General features: G+C 48.8%; 13 protein-coding genes and 1 tRNA gene. 13 read left to right on the forward strand and 1 reads right to left on the reverse strand.

Translation table 11 applies throughout. The annotated features are described in order from the left end of the window. Positions 1 to 978 precede the first annotated feature (978 nt). The 7 genes from NBX03_RS00315 (at position 979) to NBX03_RS00345 (ending at position 4,708) form a co-directional block, all read left to right on the forward strand. Positions 979 to 1,281, forward strand: a complete 303-nt coding sequence (locus NBX03_RS00315) for a hypothetical protein (protein ID WP_250228788.1) — start codon at positions 979 to 981, stop codon at positions 1,279 to 1,281. A 219-nt stretch (positions 1,282 to 1,500) separates the two neighbouring features. After that, positions 1,501 to 1,572 (forward strand) — tRNA-Thr (locus NBX03_RS00320). A gap of 191 nt (positions 1,573 to 1,763) precedes the next feature. Continuing rightward, positions 1,764 to 2,564, forward strand: a complete 801-nt coding sequence (locus tag NBX03_RS00325) for a CPBP family intramembrane glutamic endopeptidase (RefSeq protein WP_250228789.1) — start codon at positions 1,764 to 1,766, stop codon at positions 2,562 to 2,564. Positions 2,565 to 2,812: 248 nt separating this feature from the next. Further along, a complete protein-coding gene (locus NBX03_RS00330) occupies positions 2,813 to 3,286 on the forward strand; it encodes a GNAT family N-acetyltransferase (protein WP_250228790.1) in 474 nt (157 codons plus the stop codon). Between the two features lie 302 nt (positions 3,287 to 3,588). Beyond that, positions 3,589 to 3,912, forward strand: a complete 324-nt coding sequence (locus NBX03_RS00335; protein WP_250228791.1) for a DUF6809 family protein — start codon at positions 3,589 to 3,591, stop codon at positions 3,910 to 3,912. Continuing rightward, positions 3,902 to 4,429, forward strand: coding sequence for a DUF6550 family protein (locus NBX03_RS00340; RefSeq protein WP_250228792.1), 528 nt, complete (start codon positions 3,902 to 3,904; stop codon positions 4,427 to 4,429). The genes NBX03_RS00335 and NBX03_RS00340 overlap by 11 nt, the downstream gene beginning before the upstream one ends. Positions 4,430 to 4,450: 21 nt before the next feature. After that, a complete protein-coding gene (locus NBX03_RS00345) occupies positions 4,451 to 4,708 on the forward strand; it encodes a hypothetical protein (protein WP_323373246.1) in 258 nt (85 codons plus the stop codon). Positions 4,709 to 4,788: 80 nt separating this feature from the next. On the opposite strand, the gene NBX03_RS00350 is transcribed toward NBX03_RS00345, so the two are convergent. Then, complete coding sequence (locus tag NBX03_RS00350; protein WP_250228793.1) at positions 4,789 to 12,522, reverse strand: S-layer homology domain-containing protein; 7,734 nt, start codon at positions 12,520 to 12,522, stop codon at positions 4,789 to 4,791. 228 nt (positions 12,523 to 12,750) lie between these two features. Here NBX03_RS00350 and NBX03_RS00355 point away from each other — a divergent pair, with 228 nt between their 5' ends. The 6 genes from NBX03_RS00355 (at position 12,751) to NBX03_RS00380 (ending at position 19,007) form a co-directional block, all read left to right on the forward strand. After that, positions 12,751 to 13,374 carry a TetR/AcrR family transcriptional regulator gene (locus NBX03_RS00355; RefSeq protein WP_250228794.1) on the forward strand — a complete coding sequence of 208 codons (624 nt, stop codon included), beginning with the start codon at positions 12,751 to 12,753 and terminating at the stop codon, positions 13,372 to 13,374. Positions 13,375 to 13,860: 486 nt separating this feature from the next. After that, a complete protein-coding gene (locus NBX03_RS00360; RefSeq protein ID WP_250228795.1) occupies positions 13,861 to 14,883 on the forward strand; it encodes an AAA family ATPase in 1,023 nt (340 codons plus the stop codon). 616 nt (positions 14,884 to 15,499) lie between these two features. Then, positions 15,500 to 15,745 (forward strand): transposon-encoded TnpW family protein, encoded by a 246-nt coding sequence (locus tag NBX03_RS00365; RefSeq protein ID WP_250228796.1) that lies wholly within the window; start codon positions 15,500 to 15,502, stop codon positions 15,743 to 15,745. Positions 15,746 to 15,828: 83 nt separating this feature from the next. Beyond that, positions 15,829 to 17,496, forward strand: a complete 1,668-nt coding sequence (locus NBX03_RS00370) for a recombinase family protein (RefSeq protein WP_250228797.1) — start codon at positions 15,829 to 15,831, stop codon at positions 17,494 to 17,496. A gap of 217 nt (positions 17,497 to 17,713) precedes the next feature. Then, complete coding sequence (locus tag NBX03_RS00375) at positions 17,714 to 18,142, forward strand: VOC family protein (protein WP_250228798.1); 429 nt, start codon at positions 17,714 to 17,716, stop codon at positions 18,140 to 18,142. A 421-nt stretch (positions 18,143 to 18,563) separates the two neighbouring features. Next, positions 18,564 to 19,007, forward strand: a complete 444-nt coding sequence (locus NBX03_RS00380) for a RidA family protein (protein WP_250228799.1) — start codon at positions 18,564 to 18,566, stop codon at positions 19,005 to 19,007. Positions 19,008 to 19,171 lie beyond the last annotated feature (164 nt).

Consider the following 19,171-nt stretch of genomic DNA (forward strand, 5'->3'; position numbering starts at 1 on the left):
AGCAGAAACAAAGCTCTGAGAAATAGCGCTGATTTTTTACTTAATGAATCCTGTTTGAAAAAAACATTAAAATACTCTAATTTATAAAACATCAATATTTTTCAGTAAAAATCTATTGAGCTTTATAAAAAAGGTATTTATTATACGTTTAAGTATAACACTTTGGGTAAAAATAATCAATATTTTACAGAAATAATACATGATAAGCATATAAAAAATACTCAATAAGATTTTGATTCTAACAACTTAAACTTTAATCAATTTGATGGGAAAGTATTTTTGCTTCTAAAAAACCTGAGCATAATGCCAAAGGTATTATGCTTTATTGCAGGATTTTCCGGTATCAATTCATTTTCATCAAATTGCAAATATTCCTATAGTATATGACCAAAGTCTTATTTCGATGGCAGGACCAAAGGCTTTCATGTATTTGCCCTGTTTCTACGGGTTAAGGGGATTGCTCTTCAGAACAAAAGATGGTAAAATTAGATTAATAGTGAGGCTTGGTATAAATTTAATATCATTTATACTAGGTATGTCTGAAAGGTCCAAAACCTAGTTTGCTTTGCCATAAAAGAGTGATTTCTTCATTGAAAATACTCGAAATAGCTCTGCTATTTCTGCGTTATGTAGAATAATAAATAAACTAAAGTTTATTTATTCATTCTTGTCGGTTTGACTATTTTCAGATACTGCCGAAGCAAAGATGAAAAATTACACAAGCGTAAGCTTGGAAGGTGCTTTTCAAGTGAGTGCCTTCTGTAAGTTCACAAACAGCTTTTAACTTTGTGAGCTATAAAAGTAAATAAAGAATGTGAATTTATATATATCAGCACAATATTTTAAAATATAAATGAATTCCAAATTAAATAAAACCTTAAAGAGCTTTTAAGTATAGACCGAGTGTTTGCTTAGGCCGGCCTTTATATTTTTAAGTTTGCAAGGGATAGTTTGGATTTCAGGGCGGAGGGGGATCATATGACCTTGGGAAAATTAATCCGAAGGCTTTTAATTTTTCTGATAATAGTAGCTTCTGCTTTGGCAATTTCTTCAAAAATACACGTTATGACCATGCTTTCAAGATACAGAAACGAAGCCTCCCTTTCAGACCATCATGAAGCGGAAGAAAACGAGCATCATTTATACGAAACAGAAGACGGCGTTGAAACGGAGCTTTCCAATAAAAAGGTTTCTGTTATAAATTCTATTGCCGTGCTGGCAGTAATAACTTTTGCCGCCGTCTACTGGGAAATTTCCAGTAACAGCAAGACAAAATCCTAGAGATTATAAATGTCTTTATTAAGCCTACCGTAAATACATACTCAGACAAGCTCATATTTAATGAAACTGCAAAGCCTGATTATCAGGCTTTGTACTGATGAACAGCAAAGAAGGCTTCTATAGTTTTCCTTTAAAATATTTGCATTATCTATTGCCTTTTAAAAAAAACGGTATTATAATTGCTTTTGAAAGAAATGAAACGGGGATATTCCCCTATATGCTACTGTGGCTCAGGGGTAGAGCAGCTCACTCGTAATGAGCAGGTCGTGGGTTCGATTCCCACCAGTAGCTTATGGTTATCAGGCTAAAATAGATGCAAAATTGTATCTGTTTTAGCCTGATTTTATGTTATACTTAAGCTATACTTCAATTTTAAATTGTTTATATTAGAGGAGATTGAATGAAAAAAAAGATATTTTAATCCTGTGAAATCCATTATCATCATCTATTTAGTATGCTTCGTATTTAGAGCGATTGAATACATGGTTATCCGTACAGACCAAAGCATCTTTGGTGAGGCGTTTATACATAAGCTGGCGGGAATCGGCGTACTTATGTTGGCAATACGGCATTTTTTACTTAAGTGGTCGGAAGTGGGGTTCACAGGCAGGTCGGCAGTAAGAAATGCACTCTATGGCTTACTTCTCGCCGCAACTGTGTTCTTGGCTGCCTATGGAACTGAATTATTTCTGCAACTGTCAAGAGGCAGCCGCCCTTCACTACATATCTATGTGACCAGCTATGCGATTGATGGCAATCGAGGGGTGCAAACCGGCCTATTGTTTTTTGCTTTTTGTGTGGTTGGCAACATCATTAATGTGGTAATGGAGGAAGGGGTATTCCGAGGGTTATTTATCAAACTAATAGAAACAAGGTATTCATTTATTAAAGCCGTCCTTTTTTCTTCTGTTCTTTTTGGCATATGGCATATTGCAGCGCCTGTACGCAGCCTGTTGGATGGAGAAATCAATATGGTTGGAGCGATAATGTCTGCTCTTATGCTTATTTTGACAACAGGAATTACCGGAGCAAAATTCTGTTTACTGACCAAAATTACTGGTTCACTTTGGATGCCTATGGCTGATCATTTTTTCAATAACACCATCATAAATCTTTTACATGTCACTACAATTTCTGGAGCAGATGAACTGCAAATAATCCGCATTTCAATTGCCCAGACGCTATCGTTTCTGGTTGTTCTTTTTATTTATATGAAAAGCAAGGCACATCAAAAATCCACATTTCGTGCACATGAAAAAATGTATCAAAGCTTAGGTAGTTAAAATCAGAAATTCTAATTATGAGTATAATATGAAGTTGGAAGCATATCCTGCTCTAATAATCAGGCAAGTTGTAAATGCATCTATTTTGACCGAATGACACAAAAAAGACATAGCTTTGCGCCAAGGAGATGGCATGTCTTTTTTCGCTAAAATATGGTATTCTGTTAAATAGGTTAACAGAATGAAATTCCATACGGGTTGGCTGTAAATACACAAACAGATAAATAGAACTTGCGAGAAGGTGTTAAATGGATATAAAGCAGGCAGCAGATACGGATTTAGCAATTGTTGTAAACATAACACATGAAACAATAAAAGGAATTTATCCCCGTTATTACCCGAAAGGGGCAGTTGATTTTTTCCTTGCGCACCATAGTGCAGAGAATATCAAATGTGATATTCTCTTAGGCAATATTTTTCTCCTTACAGTGGACGGAGCACCGGTGGGGACAGTCACAATAAAAAATAATGAGATTTGCCGCTTGTTTGTACTGCCTGAGCAGCAAGGAAAGGGATATGGGAAGGCATTGCTGGAGTATTCAGAAAAAGAAATTTCCCAAATATCCACGAGAATCTGTTTAGACGCTTCTCTGCCTGCGAAAAAGATTTACTTGCGGTATGGCTATCGGGAGATAGAATCCCATGCTATCCTAACAGAAAACGGTGACTATTTGTGCTATGACGTGATGGAAAAAGCAATGGATTTCACAGGCGGAAAATAAACGATATGGGGACAATTCTAACTTAATGCCGAAAAACTCTTTTCAATATTATTCCAAAAGACATAGCTTTCCGCCAAGTCCACCGTATGATAGGGACAATTTAGGAAACGCAAGCTGAATACGGAAAAGCGAGGGTGGGAACCGATTCATATCGATTCCCATCCTCGCTTTATGCAGAATCCATCAGGCAGACAGGTATAAGAAGCATCGCCGTGCTAAAAACATTCCTGAATTCATGAAACTTCTAATAGCTTTCAGCGGGCTCTTGTGGTATCCTGTGTCACTGATAGGAGGTGACCAAGATGCAAAACCCATTGGACGAGCTGTACGACCGGTACAATCGTTTTGTCCCTGACGCAGAGATTCAGAAGAAAATTGAAGCATGCCACCAGCAGCTCATCCGCAGTTTGGAAAAGCCGGAACGCAAGCTGATCCTGCAAATCATTGACGGCAAAGATATGATTTCAGGGTTCTATGCTAAAGAAAGCTTTGCCTGTGGCTTCTGGCTGGCATGGAGACTGCTCTCACAGCTTCATCATTACCAAAGCGACCGTCCGCCTGAGGAATTCCTCAAGGAGAACGGTCGTTTTATTATGCGGGAGGGAGATGCGGCAGATGAAGCGTAGAACAAGAATCGCAATTGGTGCGGCAGGGATGGCGACGGTTTTTCTTCTGCTGGGTACTGTTCCGCCGCGCCTGCCAGAGGAAACCCCCGCTGCTCCCCACATTCGCCCTGCGTGCGATTTAACACAAGAGATCAGGGAAATACCCCTGCCCGAGCCGCAAATCGACTGTGTGGCGGATTTACCCGCAATCGTTGGGGATATATCCAGCGTATCTGATGCAGGTGCCGGTGCTCCATGTGCCCAAGGCGTACCGAAACCCAAACCCAAATTCGCCGAGGACACAGCAGCCCCCCAAGCGGTAAATCCAACTGCCCCGGCACGGCAGAAACCACAGCCAAAGGAGTCCGCACCTGCCCCCAAAGAGGCCTCTCCTCAAATGGGAGATACCCGCACGGTAGATGGAAAAAAGCAGGTATACTTCCTTGGCTTCGGATGGATAGACGATAACGGCGGTGGCGGGGAGGGCACTATCGTGGATGGAGACGGCGACATAAACAAGATGGTGGGCGATATGTAATCGAAAGGACTGAATATGCCAATGGATGAACTTTTATTACCGGAAAACCGGCTGAGTCCCAGCGAAGCAGACGATCAGCCGATGAATAAAGACTACCTGGAAACAGACCTTCCAGCCAGCATTCAGAAGGCGATTGCCGAATTGCTTCAGGGAGAGAAAGAACAGGTGCTTCATTTGGACTGCCTCAGTGATGAGTTGTACGGAGCAATTAACGCAAACCTTTGGGGTGGCTGCATCACCGAGGAACAGGCGGATTATCTGCGGAATAAATATTTGTAAAGAAAGCCCAACACAGAAAAAGCAAGGGTGGAAGCCGAATCATACCGGCCTCCACCCTTGCCCTATCTACTTGGGTTTAATTACTTTGTCTTTCTCACGCCGTTTTTGTCTACCTCATATCCGTCTACCTTGGTGTTCTTGGCAAGGGAACCGTCGGCGTTGCAGTAATACCACTTGCCGTCAATCTCCAACCACTTGCCGGACACCATGACGCCGTCCTTGGTAAAGTAGTAGCGTTTGTCGCTGATGTCCAGCCAGTCCACGGCAACCTTGTTGCCAGTGTAATACCGCCAGTTGCCGCCGTCCTTCACCCAGCCGGTTTTGAGAGTCCCATCGGTATTGAAGAAATACTTCACGCCGTCGATGGTCTGTGTGCCGGTGAGGGCTTTGCCGTCCTTGTAGTACAGATACTGTCCGGCATCGTTAAGCGCCCATCCCTGTGCCGTATCCGGGTCAATGGTCAGCTTGATGTAGCGGTGGAGCATGGCGCTGACCTCCGCGCGGGTGGCATTGGACTTTGGATTAAACCTGTTATTCGTTTCGCCCATCATAATGCCTGCCTGCTGCATGGCAGTAACCGCCGCCTTATAGATGCTGCCGATGCTGGAAGCATCCGCATAGGTCACAGCTTCACGGGTCACAGGCAGCTTGTAGCCGGTGGCTTTTGCGTAGTTTGCGAAGATGACCGCAACTTCTTCACGGGTAATTGCCCGGTCGGGTGCAAACTGCTGATTGCCGATACCCTGCACAATGCCTTTCTTGTATGCCCACTCGATGTAGGGGCGGAAGGTGCTGCCCGCTTTCACATCGGTAAAGCTATTGGTGGTGTATGCTTTCACATCTACGCCTGTCAATCTGCCGAGGGCCGTTACCAGCATTTCCCTTGTCATGGCAGTATCAGGTGCAAAGGTAGTTTTGGATGTGCCGGAAAGAAGTCCCCTGCCGACCACATAGTCGATGCTTTCCTTGCCCCAATGGGTGGAAATGTCGGTAAACTTGGCGCTTGGAGCTTCGTACCCTACGCCGTACACCGAGAAATGGTTAGTGCCCAGCAGGAGGCTTCTACTGTTTGGATCATAGGCCGAACCGGGGATTCGGGTGGCATTTCCCGCCCCGTCCACATAGACGCCGAACAGATAGCCCACGGCCTCATTTTTGCCCGGTGTGTAGGGGATGGACAGGGTTGCCTTGCCGCTTCCAAGACTGGAAATATTCTGTGTTTTTCCGTGTTTGTCTGTATAGCTGATTGTGATGCTATAGACTGGACGGTTGCCCAAAAGCGCTTTTGCTGCCTTTGAAAGCCCAGTGACTGGAGTGAAGCTGATGCTGATATCCCCGCTACTCTGTTTCTGGATTTCCTTTAGTGCGTTCAGATCAAGACTGAGGGATACCGGTGCGCCACTGATTTCAAGTTCAGTTACCCCAGCACTTACAAGACTGTTCAGGGAATTTCGGGTCAAGGTTGCCGCAAGAGAAGTCGTGCCCTTTGGCATTGTAACATTCAGTGCCACCGATATGCCGTTTGCGGTTTTTCCCTGCGCCTTTGCATCAGCCTGTGCCTTAGCAATGGCGTCGGTCACTGTCTTGTCGGGGATTGATGCGCTGGCCGCACCGTTTTGTCCCGCCGCCGTGATGGGAGCCGTTGCCGTCACTGGCTGATCCGGCTTCTTTTCAGGTGTAGTGATTGTGGGCGTGCCCGGCGTATAGGAATCACCACCACCAGAGCCGCCGCTACCGTTATAGCTCCAGCTTGCCGTAACCGTCAGATCAGCGGTCACGTTATCAAAGGCTTTATCCCACCCGGTGAAGGTATAGCCGCTTCGGGTAGCGGTGGGAGCCGTTGCCGCTCCGCCCTCCGCAATGGTCTGTGACAGCTCGCCCCCTCCTGTGCGGCTGCCACCGTTCAAGTTAAAGGTGACAGTATAGGTCTGCTCTGCAACGGTAAGGGTACCGTTCGTGCGAGTTGTAATGGTGTAATTATCCGTTGCCGTGCCGCCTGTGAGTGTAATGGGATAGCTGCCCACCGTATTGCCGTCAAAGGTCGGGCAAGCCAGGACAGGTTGGGTGCTTAAAGCATCCGCCTTGGTTTCCCCGGGAGCCAGATTGCCTACAGTATAGGTAAGCTCCGGCAGGCTGCCGCCCTTAGTGACCGTCTTATTATCGGTAACAAGGGTGATTTCCCGTTTTGCGATGGTAAAGTTGAATATCTCGCTGCCTGCATAATCGGGGTTACTCTCCGGCACAGAAATGGTCAACTTATATGCGCCTGCGTTTGTGGGCGCGGTGCTGTTTCTGTAGCCTGCGCTATCCGTGGATTCATACAGCCATTCCAGTTGATTCACCGGAACAGAGCCGCCTGTAACGGTCGCTGTGCCACTGGGCGCATAGGATGCGCCGTCATAGGCCTTATTGGCGGTCGTGATGCCGCCAATGATAACGGCTTGTTTTGCCGTAACAGATACCTTGCGGCTGACGGTGGAGCTGTCCGGCAGGGTCAGCCAAGCAGGTGGCGTTATGTAGCTGATGGTGCCTGTAAAGGTCTGCTCGGTGCCTACAGCCGTTCTATCCAGCGCTTCGCCGCCGTTCCAATCGACAGTATAGGCAACGCTTTGGCCTTCTACCATGATGGAACCGCTTGCAGGCAGGATGGCGCTTCCTAATTCAGCGGCTGTAGCGGAGCTGTCGCTGCTTATGACCACCAACGTGTCGCTGAAGGTGGGGGGCACTGCCGTGACCGGCGTAACGGTAACGGTTAGACTCGCAGTCACGCCGTTGGGCTCAATATTGCTGTTGCCTGTGAGCGTACCGACCACCACATATATAGCAGTCTTGGCATTGTAGGCAGAGACAGTCGACCATGTAATTGGCAGCACTGCCGTACCGCCATCGGTGCTGACGTTCACACTTGAAGGCAGACCTGCCGCATCCACAACAGCCTGTGCAGTTGTGGCGGTGCGCATTTCATAGGCGGTTTTGTTTGCGTTGTCCACAGTCGTGGTGATCTCTGACACCTTGGCCTGCTCAATGGTGAAATTGACCGTGACCGGAGCAAGGGAAATCTCGTAGTTTCCACCCGCACTTAAATTGCCGAGGGAAATGGCATAGGTCCCCACGTTTTCCCCTGCTGCACGACTAAGCTTGCCGGTGAAAGCCCCCGGAGCCAAGCCAGCGCCATTTGCAAAGGTCAATATTGGATCAATCTCGCCATATTTTTTGCTCTGACCGGGGTGGGGCATGATGGTGATTGGCTTTTTCCCTATGGTGTAGGTTATGTTTATGGTACCGTAAAAGCTGCCGATGCCGGTGATGGTGAGTGTCACCGTTCCGGCGTTTGTGCCATCGCTTGCGCTCTCGTCTGCTACCGCAACAGTATAATCGGTGTCCTTAACCAGTGTTTCGCCGTCAAAGATCAAGGCTGGGATTTGCTCACTGCCGTTGTAAGTGAGGCCGTCTGTTGCTCCCACCGTGGCATACTGGATATCCCGCGCTGTCAGATACAGCCCGCCATCGCCGCTTTGTCCCGCAAGACCTGTGAGCGTGGGCAGCTTGCCGTCGGCAAATGTCCAAACGCCGCTGTCCCAAGCAGCAGTATCCCAATTACCTGCTGTCGTCCAGAATCTGCCGCCAAACAAGGTCTGTGAGGTCACATCCGCGCCGTCCTTTGCACTTAGACCCTTATTTGCCCATGTGCCAGGAATACGGCTGAACGCATAGTTGTTCAAGAGAGAGCCGGAGGTGTTTCTGCCCACCACGCGCCCGAAATCGGATGCGCTTGCGTTGTTGATGGAAGGGTTCAATGCCGCACAATTTTGCACGCTGCCACTGGTAACGCTTCCCGCAACGCCGCCGACATAGCGAACGCCTTTGATATTGCCGGTGCTGTAGCAATTTTGCACACTGCTGCTGCTAACGTCCCCCGCAACGCCGCCAACATAGCGTACTCCGGAAACACTGCTGTCACTGTAGCATCGTTGCACCGTAGTGGCTGCGTATTCAAGATACCCTATTATGCCGCCAACATAGTCTTTGCCAGTCACACTACCGGTACTGTAGCAGTTTTGTACTGTGCCGCTTGAAGCACGGCCCACCGTTCCGCCGACATTCTCATCACCGGATACGTTGCCAATAACGGCGCAGTTTCCTACTGCCGCATCCCAAGCAAATCCGGCTATGCCGCCGACACTGTTTTGTCCGTTGACGCTTGCGTCGATGATTCTGATATTCTGCACCTTGCTACCGATGTAGAGATAGCCGAATAAACCGATGTAATCAGCCGTCGACCGGGTGATAGTCAGCCCGGTAATGGTTTTGTTGTTGCCATTAAAGTTTCCCTTGAATTGTTTTGCAGAGGTGCCAATGGGCATCCAGCCCTCCCCACTTGCATAGCTGGAAAGGTCAAGGTCCTTTTCCAGCCTGTAATACCTTCCTGGATCCGCATAAGGTGAGGTTCCCGCATTCACCAGTTCGGCCAGTTTGGCAAGGTCTGCGGCGGTTTTGATGAGATAGGGGCTGGCGCTTGTGCCCGCACCCTCAAAGACGCTCGCGCCCACCGGAAGCAAGTGCTCCGGCATGTAAGCATGCTGTCCGCCCATATTTTTAAGAAGCGGCAGTTTTCCGGATTCAATATGCCAAATATCGGTATCCCAGTCTGCCGTAAAGCCCGCAGCTTGCGTCCAGAAGTCCGCTGTGTAGATTTGGGCGGCGGTTTTGGATAACCCGTCTACGCCATTTGCATTGCTGGTAATGGATTGCGGGGCAGTATTTTTTAAAACTTCCACACCATCAAAAGCCAAATTGCCACTTAGAATCCCTTGCTCCTCATATAGTGTTAACACACGCTCGACATAGCCTCGGCCACTGACTGAGGGGTTAAGTGCAGCACAATTTTCTACCGTGGCACCACCTTTGACTTGACCCGCTACACCGCCGGCTTTGTAGCTGTCAGAGACGCTGCCGGTGCCGTAGCAGTTTCGTAATAATGCTGAATCGCCATCCATGCTACCCACCACGCCGCCGGTTATTTCAGCCCCGGAAACATTGCCAGTGCTGTAGCAGTTTTCTACGATGGCTCCGGCTACTTCGCCCACCACCCCACCGGCAGAACCGCTGTGATATCCTGTACTGCCCGTTCGCATAACATTGCCGGTGCTGTAGCAGTTTTGCAGCATGCTGCCTCTGCAAAGCAAACCCACCACACCGCCTCGATCTTGACTCAGACTCTCTCCTGTGCTGTTGACATCGCAGGTGCTATAGCAGTATTTCACCATGTTGTTATCGCACGCAGCACCGACTATACCACCGACAGAGCCATTGGCTGTGCTATTGATATTACCCGTGCTGTAGCAGTTTTCCAATGTGGCAGATTCGATAGCGCCTGCCACGCCGCCGACATAGCGTCTACCATTGATGCTGACGCCTGCAACGCCGAGGTCTTTTACCACTCCACCTACAATTTTACCGAATAGTCCTTGATAATCGCCGCCGACAGCGTTGATGGTTAAGTTGGCGATCGTATTCCCATTACCGTCAAATGTGCCATTAAATGACCTGCTGTATGCGTTGCCAATGGGCATCCAGCCCTCCCCGCTTACATAGCCGGAAAGGTCGAGATCGTTCATCAGTCTGTAGTGTGCGGCATTATAGCTCGCGTTCCCCTCGTTTACCAGCTCCGCCAGCTTGGCAAGCTGGGCGGGAGTGGTAATCTGATAAGGCGTTTCGCTGGTGCCTTCTCCAAAGAAATTCGGGTCGCTGCCGTCCACGATATACTCCGGCATATCAATCGCCGTGCCGAAGCCGGGCAGCTTACCCTCCGACAGCGTCCATATCGAGGAATCCCAATCACTCAGTGCGCCGGTCGTCCACAAGGTTTGAATGGCTGATGCGTCCACGTTCATGCCGTTTATGCTGTCCGTGTCGGTACTACTTACCATGACTCCATTGACTGTCATGCCGCTATAGGCCATATTGCCCGAGAGGCGGTTGCGGGTGTCGATGCCCGCCGCGCGCCCCACGCCCACATTGTAGCCCACTGCGCTGATCGAAGAATTCAGAGCGGCACAGCTTTTCACTGTGCCGGAAACAGTGCCCGCCACGCCGCCCACATAAGCGCTTGTGCCGGTGCCGGTAATGCTGCCGGTACTGTAGCAATTTTGCACTGTGCCGTAAACCCATCCTGCTACGCCGCCGGCACAAATTTTATTACCTGTATCTGTGCCGGATGCAGTAATGCTGCCCGTGTTGAAGCAGTTTTGTATTATGCCGGTATTAGTGACCCATCCCGCTACGCCGCCTGTAGATATGCCGACACCTGTACCCGTGACGTTGCCGGTGCTGTAGCAGTTTTGCACCGTGCCGGAAACCCATCCCGCCACACCACCTACAGAGCCGCTTGTACCGGAGCCCGTGCCGGTGACGCTGCCGGTATTATAGCAGTTTTCCAACGTGCCTCCGTCAACCTCTCCCGCCGCACCGCCAACATAACTGCTGCCGGTAACGTTGCCGGTGCTGTAGCAATCTTGCACTGTTCCGCGAACCCATCCTGCCACGCTGCCGACATTAATTCGGCCGGTGATATTTACATTTATCACGCCCAGGCTTTTCACTGCTCCCTCGTTTCCAACATAGCCGAACAAGCCCTGATAATCAACGTTTCGGTTAATGTACAAGCCAAGGATGCTTTTATCGTTACCGTCAAAGCTACCGGTAAAAGGAAATTCGCTTGTGCCAATGGGCATCCAGCCCTCTCCGCTAGAGTATGCCGAAAGGTTGAGGTCGTTCATCAGTTTAAGGCTGACCTTTGCTCCCGCATCGTTGAATAAAAACAACTCCAGTCCGTTTTCCCGCGCATTCACCAGCGTGGCAATCTCGGCAAGCTGTGCCGCCGTAGTGATTTCCAGCGGGCTGTCTGTTGTGCCGCCGCCCGTCATGCGCAGCATTCGGCCGGCTGATTGCGGGATGTAGACCGTTATGCGGGGAAGCTCTACGCCATCCGCAAGGGCATATCCCTCACCCAAAACAACGGTGAACACATAGAGTCCCCGCTGAGGATATTCCGCATCATAATCATGGTCGGCCTCCCAAGTCACCGGGATTTGAGCCGCTTCGCTACCAACCGTACCGCTTACGGTTTCCGGGAATGTCGGTGCGATGGTGTTCTGCCAGCGAATATCGTCGGGCAGTTCGTCAAAGGCCGTCACCATGCCGCCGGTGATAACCGCTGCGCCTACCGTTACAGTAATTTGGGGCTCTTTTGCGCCAGCCGCAAGAGTGAAACCCTCCGGCAGCTCAGGCGTGAAGTGATATGTACCCGCTACTTCACCGTCGTATTCCGGCGATGAAGTCCATGTGACAGGCAGGGGGACGCTAATTTCATCTATGCTGTCCACAGTTTTCTCTACAGGCTCGGCCTTGGTATCGCTCTTTGTTTCTTGTGCATCGGAGGGAGAGGCGATTTCGGCCTCTGCTCCAGCTTCGGTATCAACCTTTTCATCCATGCCAATCGCTGATCCGCTTACCGTATCAGCGCTGTCCAGCTTGGCATCAGTTTCTCCGGAGTCCAACACCGGTTCTTCGTCTAAAACTGCAAGCCGGATAGTCGCCGTTAGGGTATCCGGCAGCTCCAAATCCGCTTTGGATGTGCCGAGCGGCACGCTCCGCACCGTAATGTCCGACCCCAGCGCCTCAAAGGCGGTGATCTCACCGCTTGCGCCAATGGGCATGCCTGCTGCCGCCGCTGAAACAGGCATCATGCCCACAACCATGATGACGGACAACGCCACAGCTGTGAGCCTTTGAATTGGTTTCCTTTTACTCATACCGTTTCCTCCACTTCGCATCCTAAAATTCCTATTGAATCTTCAAATGATCCCATACACTTTTGTCAGGCAAAATCCGAAAAATTGTGACCGTTTTAGATAGACCGCTTGAATTAAAGGCTGTCAGGTGCTATACTAAAATTGAAATGACCCAACTTAGTGAACTAGGTTACTTACTTTGCTTATTATACTTTACTTTTTGAAAAAATTCAATAGAGGAGCGGCAACATGAGAGAGAAAAAGCCAGATAAACGAAAGGTGCAGGGAGCGGAAACCAAAAAGAAGCTGTATGAGATTGCCGAAAGGTTATTTACAGAACGCAATTTCTCCGATGTGAACGTAGAGGACATCACCGATGAAGCGGGTATCACCAAGGGCGCCTTTTATGTACACTTCGAGTCCAAGGATGCGTTGATCGCCATTTTGATTGCAGACCATGCCGCGAAGGCTGATGCGGATTACAAAACCTTTGTGGAAGCACTGCCCAATGATATGCCCGCCTCAGAGGTACTCCTTGCACTGACCCAAAAGATAGCCGATGAGCTTATGGATACCATCGGCTGCGAAAATATGAAAAAGATCTATCAGATGCTGCTGGCCGGAACCGTGGATACCGAAGCGGTGAAAGGTTACAGCCGAGAGCTTTATACGCTGTTTCATGGCGTATTAGAAAAGGGCATCCGGCGCGGGGAGCTTACATCTTCATTGCCGTTGGAGGAGCTTTCTCGACATTTTGTAATGGCAATCCGTGGCGTCAGCTATGAATGGTGTGTCCGCTATCCCGACTTTGATTTGAAAGAACAAGCGATAGAGCATATCCGGCTGCTGATAGAGGGAATTCAGATCAAATAAGCGTGGTCTGTATACCGACCAGCGCCTTGTTATCCTTGTGGTACTTAATCGGTCAGTGCCGTTCAGTGTCCAGTCTTGGCCTGTGGAGCGAAAAGCATCTAAATCCATTGATATTTTCCAAATCCAGCAAAGTGCCGTCCGCAAAAAAGCGGGCGGCACTTTGCATTTTGTTTTTGTAGACCCCTTTATGAAACCGGATTAGTAGTAAGGGGGGTATGGGTTTCAAAAATAATTCCGTCCAACCACCCTCCGGAGCGGGATAAATAGTAGAGGGTAAAATTTTTCCGCTCAGCTGCGTTGTGAAATCGGATTAGTAGTAAGGGAGTCTTATGAATTTTAAAAAAATAATTCCGTGCAGCAGCCCTTTTGAACGGGATAAATAGTAGAGGGATAAAAATATTTCAAGAATTAATGGCTCACCCCCTCTCCTGAACCGGAAATATAGTAGAGGGACTTTTCAAAATCAAGACAAGGAGGAGGAACAACATGACGGAACGTTTTCACACTATCGACGGAGAAATCCTGATGAACCAGCCGCTGTCACCCATCCGCTTTGTGGTGGAGGGACTGCTGTCCCACGGTCTGCATCTGCTTGCCGGTGCGCCGAAGTCCGGCAAGAGCTGGCTGGCGCTGTGGCTGTCGGTCACGGTTGCCAAGGGGGAGGAGGTCTGGGGCAATCGTGTACAGCAGGGAACGACGCTGTATCTCTGTTTTGAGGACAGCCGCCTGCGCATTCAAAACCGCCTCTTCGACATCACCGAGGACGCGCCGCCCAACGTACATTTCTGCGAGGAGAGCGTTCGACTGGGCGAGGGACTGGAGGAGCGCATCGGGCAGTTTATCCTTGAGCATCCCGACACGGTGCTCATCATCATCGATACCCTGCAGATGATCCGAAGGCCTGCTATGGACAACTCCTACGCAAATGATTATGCAGACCTGACCGCCCTCAAAAGGCTGGCGGATCAAAACAGGATCGCGATTCTGCTGATCCACCATCTCAGAAAGCAAAAAGACGACGATCCCTTCAACCGCATCTCAGGAACCACAGGCCTATCGGGTGCGGTAGATACCAGCTTCACCCTGGTGGAGGAACGCCGGGGCAGCGGCCGGGCGACCCTGTCCTGCATCGGGCGTGATATTGAATACCGGGAGCTTGGGCTCCGCCGCAATGAAAGCAATGTCTGGGAGCTGGTTTCCGACAGCCGGGAGCATCCGGAGCTGCTTCTCCCGGACATCGTTTTTCTTGTTTCTGACTTTATGAAGGACAAGTCCGAATACCACGGAACGCCAGCCGAGCTCTCGGAGCTTATCAGCAGAGAAGAAAACAGGATCAGTGACCGCATGGTTTCCCGGCTGCTCCTGCAGAACACGGAGGAGCTTGCCGGTCATGGCATCCGGGCTGTCACACGAAGGAGCAGCGGCAGGCGCATCATCGATCTGTATGCCGACAGCCGCAGTGACGATGGTGACGATAGTGCCGATAAAAATGACACCGCCCCGGTGTAGAAAATATCGACCCTGTTGACCCTATCGTCACTCAGAAGGGACGTGCGCCCCTGTTGCCGCCTGTACGCCCCTGTGTGCCGTTTTGTGGGGTGGGGGGCATCCATACCCCATACCCGCCTGCAAAGAGCCGTGTCAAGGCTTTGTTGGGGAATGTGTGAAACGAGCCGGATGCGGTAAAGCGACAGGAAAACGCCCCGCCTGTTTGCCGGTTCTCACAGTAATGACAGTGACGTTCATGCAAGTGCCGACCCCGGTGTAGAAATTATCGACCCTGTTGACCCTATCGTCACTTGGGCAGGGTTCCCGCCCCAAACCGAGCCGATTCCCACGGTCGAAAAGAGAGCAGGAGAAAGGAAGGTGGACGCAAGCGTCCTCCCTCCAGCCACAAACGCCCGCAGTGCGGGCGTTTTCAGGGCATCTCCGTAGGTGGCCGGTTTCACGGTTTGGCACGGTCAAGGTGGTCGCTTTCCCATGAAACCCGCATAAAATAAGGCTTTGTGACGTTCACCTTAGAGGTGGACGACCTCAAATAACAAAATTCCCCTTGCCGCCCCTTCTCCGGCGGCAGTACATACCCTGCATTCGCAGGGGAAAATTTCAAAAGGAGAAATGCAGTATGAAAGAAACAACAAACTACGGCAGCTATGCCGCAAGCAATCCCCACATACTATCCCCCTTCGGCTATCCTGTTCTCACCTTCGACGACACGCTGGCCGTTATCTCGGAGGAGGGATTCTTCCGGGAAAGAGAGATGATTCTGGAGGGAAAGCCCTTCAAAGTCCGTTCCTTTTTCCGGCCTGTTTCTTCTGAAACCGCCACTGATAAACTGCTCCGCCTCATCGATGCGGAGCAAACCCGGTAATCTTTTCTTTGGCATAGACTTGTGCGAACCGTTGCGGTATGATGTGTAATACCGTATTCGGTTTGCCGGAAAGGAGCTTACAGATGAAACAGGCAAACGAAAAATATACGATTTTATACGCAAGACTCAGTCAGGACGACGGCAGTCAGGGGGACTCCAACAGCATCCAGAACCAGCGAATGATGCTGGAGAAGTACGCAAAGGACAATGGGTTTGAGAATGTGAGGTTCCTGTACGACGATGGTGCGACCGGCACGAATTTCAACCGGCCCGCTTTTCAAGAGGCACTGGAGCTCATCGAAAACGGCGAGGTTGCAACCTTTATCGTCAAGGATATGAGCCGGTTGGGTCGGGGGTATTTAGAGGTTGGTAGGCTGACAGAAATCGTGTTCCCAAGCTACGGCGTGCGGTTTATCGCCATGAATGACGGCGTGGACAGCCTCTACGGCGACAACGAATTCACCCCGTTCAAAAACATCATCAACGAATGGTATGCGAAAGACTGCAGCAAAAAGGGAAAAGCCGCCGCTAAAATCAAAGCGGAAAGCGGAGCGAGGGTTGGCTCAAGACCGCCCTTCGGGTATCAGAAAGACCCTGCCAATCCCAAGCGGAAAATCATCCCCGATGAGGAAACGGCACCCATTGTCAAATACATTTTCGCTCTGTGCATGGGCGGCAAAGGCCCTACTCAGATTGCGGTGCAGCTTCGGGAGGAACAGATTCCCATCCCCGCCTATTACTATCACAAGAAAAACGGAGTCAAGATTGTCGGCTTCGATCCTGTCCAACCGTACTACTGGTCATCCACAACCGTAGGAAAGATATTGGAGGATGAGGTTTACCTCGGACACACCATCAACCTCAAGTACACCACACTGTCCTACAAAAACAAAAAGCGTATCAAGCGTCCCGAGTCGGAACGGGTAAGGCTTGAAAGCACTCATGAACCGCTGATAGACCAGACCACTTGGGATATTGTGCAGGACATCCGCAGGCACAAGCGCCGTCCAGCCAAGATGGCAGAACAGAATATGTTCTCCGGACTAATTTACTGCAAGGACTGCGGAAAGGCGATGGTGCTCAGCCGGGCGCATACCATGGACGCGGTCAAAAACAACTTCCAATGCGCTACCTACAGGAAAAGAGGCAAGGAAACCTGTTCCGGACATTACATCCGAGAATCCCAGCTCGCCGCCATCCTTCTGGACGATCTCCGCAGGGTGACCCACTTCGCAAGGCAGAACGAACTGCTCTTCGCCAAGCACATAACCCAAAAGAACGGCGCTGAAATCCGACGTGAGATTGCCCGTGTCGAGCGTGAACTGGAATCGCTCAAACGGAGGGACACGGAACTGAGCGCATTATTCAAAAGGCTGTATGAAGACAATGTTCTTGGCAAAATCCCGAATGAGGTATTCCGAAGGCTCAGTGACGACTACCTTGCCGAGCAAAAAGAAATCCAGACCGCCATCCCAAAAAGAGAGAGTGATCTGGAAAAGCTGAGGGAATTGGTGGCCAATGTCGGCGCCTTCATTGAAAAGGCAAGGAAATACACGGAGATCAATGAACTCACCGCGGAAATCCTGAACCTCTTTATTGAGCGGGTGGAGGTCGGGGAACGTGAGGAAAAATGGTCACACACCGCCCCGCAGGAAATCAACATTTACTATCGGGACATCGGTTTGATGGACACTGTTACTGAAAAGTCCGAGGAGCTCGAAGCGCCGAGTGACCCGTCAGAAGTCGCATAACACGGTAGTCGGCAGGCAGCGAAATCTCACTGCCTGCCGATATATACCGCCCTACTTCACCACGGTTTAGAAAATGTCCCTATCATACCGTGGGGAAGGGAAAGTTATGTCTTTTTTATATTACAGATGTGATATAATCAATTTAACAGCCTTTGATAAGCAGTATGGCTAAGGTGCGAAGCGCCGCGAATTTATATAAAATAAGGGAGGTGTTTTGGTGAAAATAGGAATGGGGTTATATGTTAAAAATAGTGTGGAAGCTGTTGAACTTTATAAAGAAGTGTTTGGCCTGGAATTGGGATATCATGTAAAGAATCCTGACGGAACATACTTTCATTCAGAGCTTTATAAAGATGGTCAAGAATTCTTATCTGTAGTGGAATCATCAAATAATTACATGGAAGAAAATATAGCACAGTTGGGTGTGAGCTTTGATAGTGAGGCTGCGGTAGAAAAGGCATACGCCTTGTTAAGCGAAGGTGGAACGATTAAGACACCGTTAGGGCCATTGCCATGGAGTCCATGCGCTGCTGATGTTATAGACAGATTTGGTGTGTGGTGGTATATAACCGCACCGCAGCACTATCCGCCTGATGATTACGATCCAAATGTGCCTTGGGATTCCAGTATGTATAAGAAACCGTAATACATAGTATAAGCAAGTAGGGAAAGCCAACAAAATCCTATTTGTCGCTTAGGCTATTGGCAATATCCTGTTATCCCGAAAAATCTTTTTTCCACCATTACTACAAGCTATAAGCTGCATTTTTGTTGGCAATACTCCAATGAAGCTGCAGCTTTTTTCATATTTAAAATAGTAATTGAAGTTTGCAGTACCCAAGCGGGTGCCGCATTTTTTGCGTTAAGAGGCTTTGAAAGACCTGTCTGCCAATTTTAAAAATGACTGCTTGACCGGTTCTTTGGTGACTCATATAATATTCCAAAGGGGGTGCCGGAATGAGATTGGTTTTAATTAATAGCAATATAAAAAATAACGAGAATTCCATCTCTGTTTTTGATAGATAAATTTCTAGCAGCGGGTAACTGTATACTGTTAATGGTATATAGTGTTAGAAATTATTTATCCAATAGAGAAAGGATGCTATCAAATAAATCACAATGTAGTTACGAGATTATCCTCATCAGGAAGAATCAGCAAAGCCGTGGGGAATTATACCCATATAACAAAAATAAAGCCCAATTCAACGTTTTATACGTTCTCAGGGCAAATTGGAGCAGATTTAGATGGAAATATTCCTGAAGCGTTTAATCAACAAGTAAAGAATACATTTATAAATATATCAAATCTACTTAAGAGTGTAGATTTGGAGCCGGACAATGTTATAAAAGTAAATATATGGTCAAAAGAAGAAATGAATTGGGATTATTTCGATAAGATATATAATGATTTTTTTGGGGAAATCCCTCCTTCTATGACAATTGCTTATGTAAATGCTTTGGGTTTGGAAGAAATAAAAATAGAAATAGAAATATGGGCGGCGGGACAATGATGAAGTGTATCTGTAAAGCTTTATAAAAAATATGAAATCGAACCATACCCGTCAATGAAAACCAAGAGAAATGATATTGGAGTGTGGTTTTGGCAGGGAGTAAAACAGTCCTGCAAATGGCCAGAGACGTTTTTATTGGGAATCAAAATTCAATCTTTCGATAG

This window comes from Anaeropeptidivorans aminofermentans (genome assembly GCF_940670685.1).
Classification (GTDB): domain Bacteria; phylum Bacillota; class Clostridia; order Lachnospirales; family UBA5962; genus Anaeropeptidivorans; species Anaeropeptidivorans aminofermentans.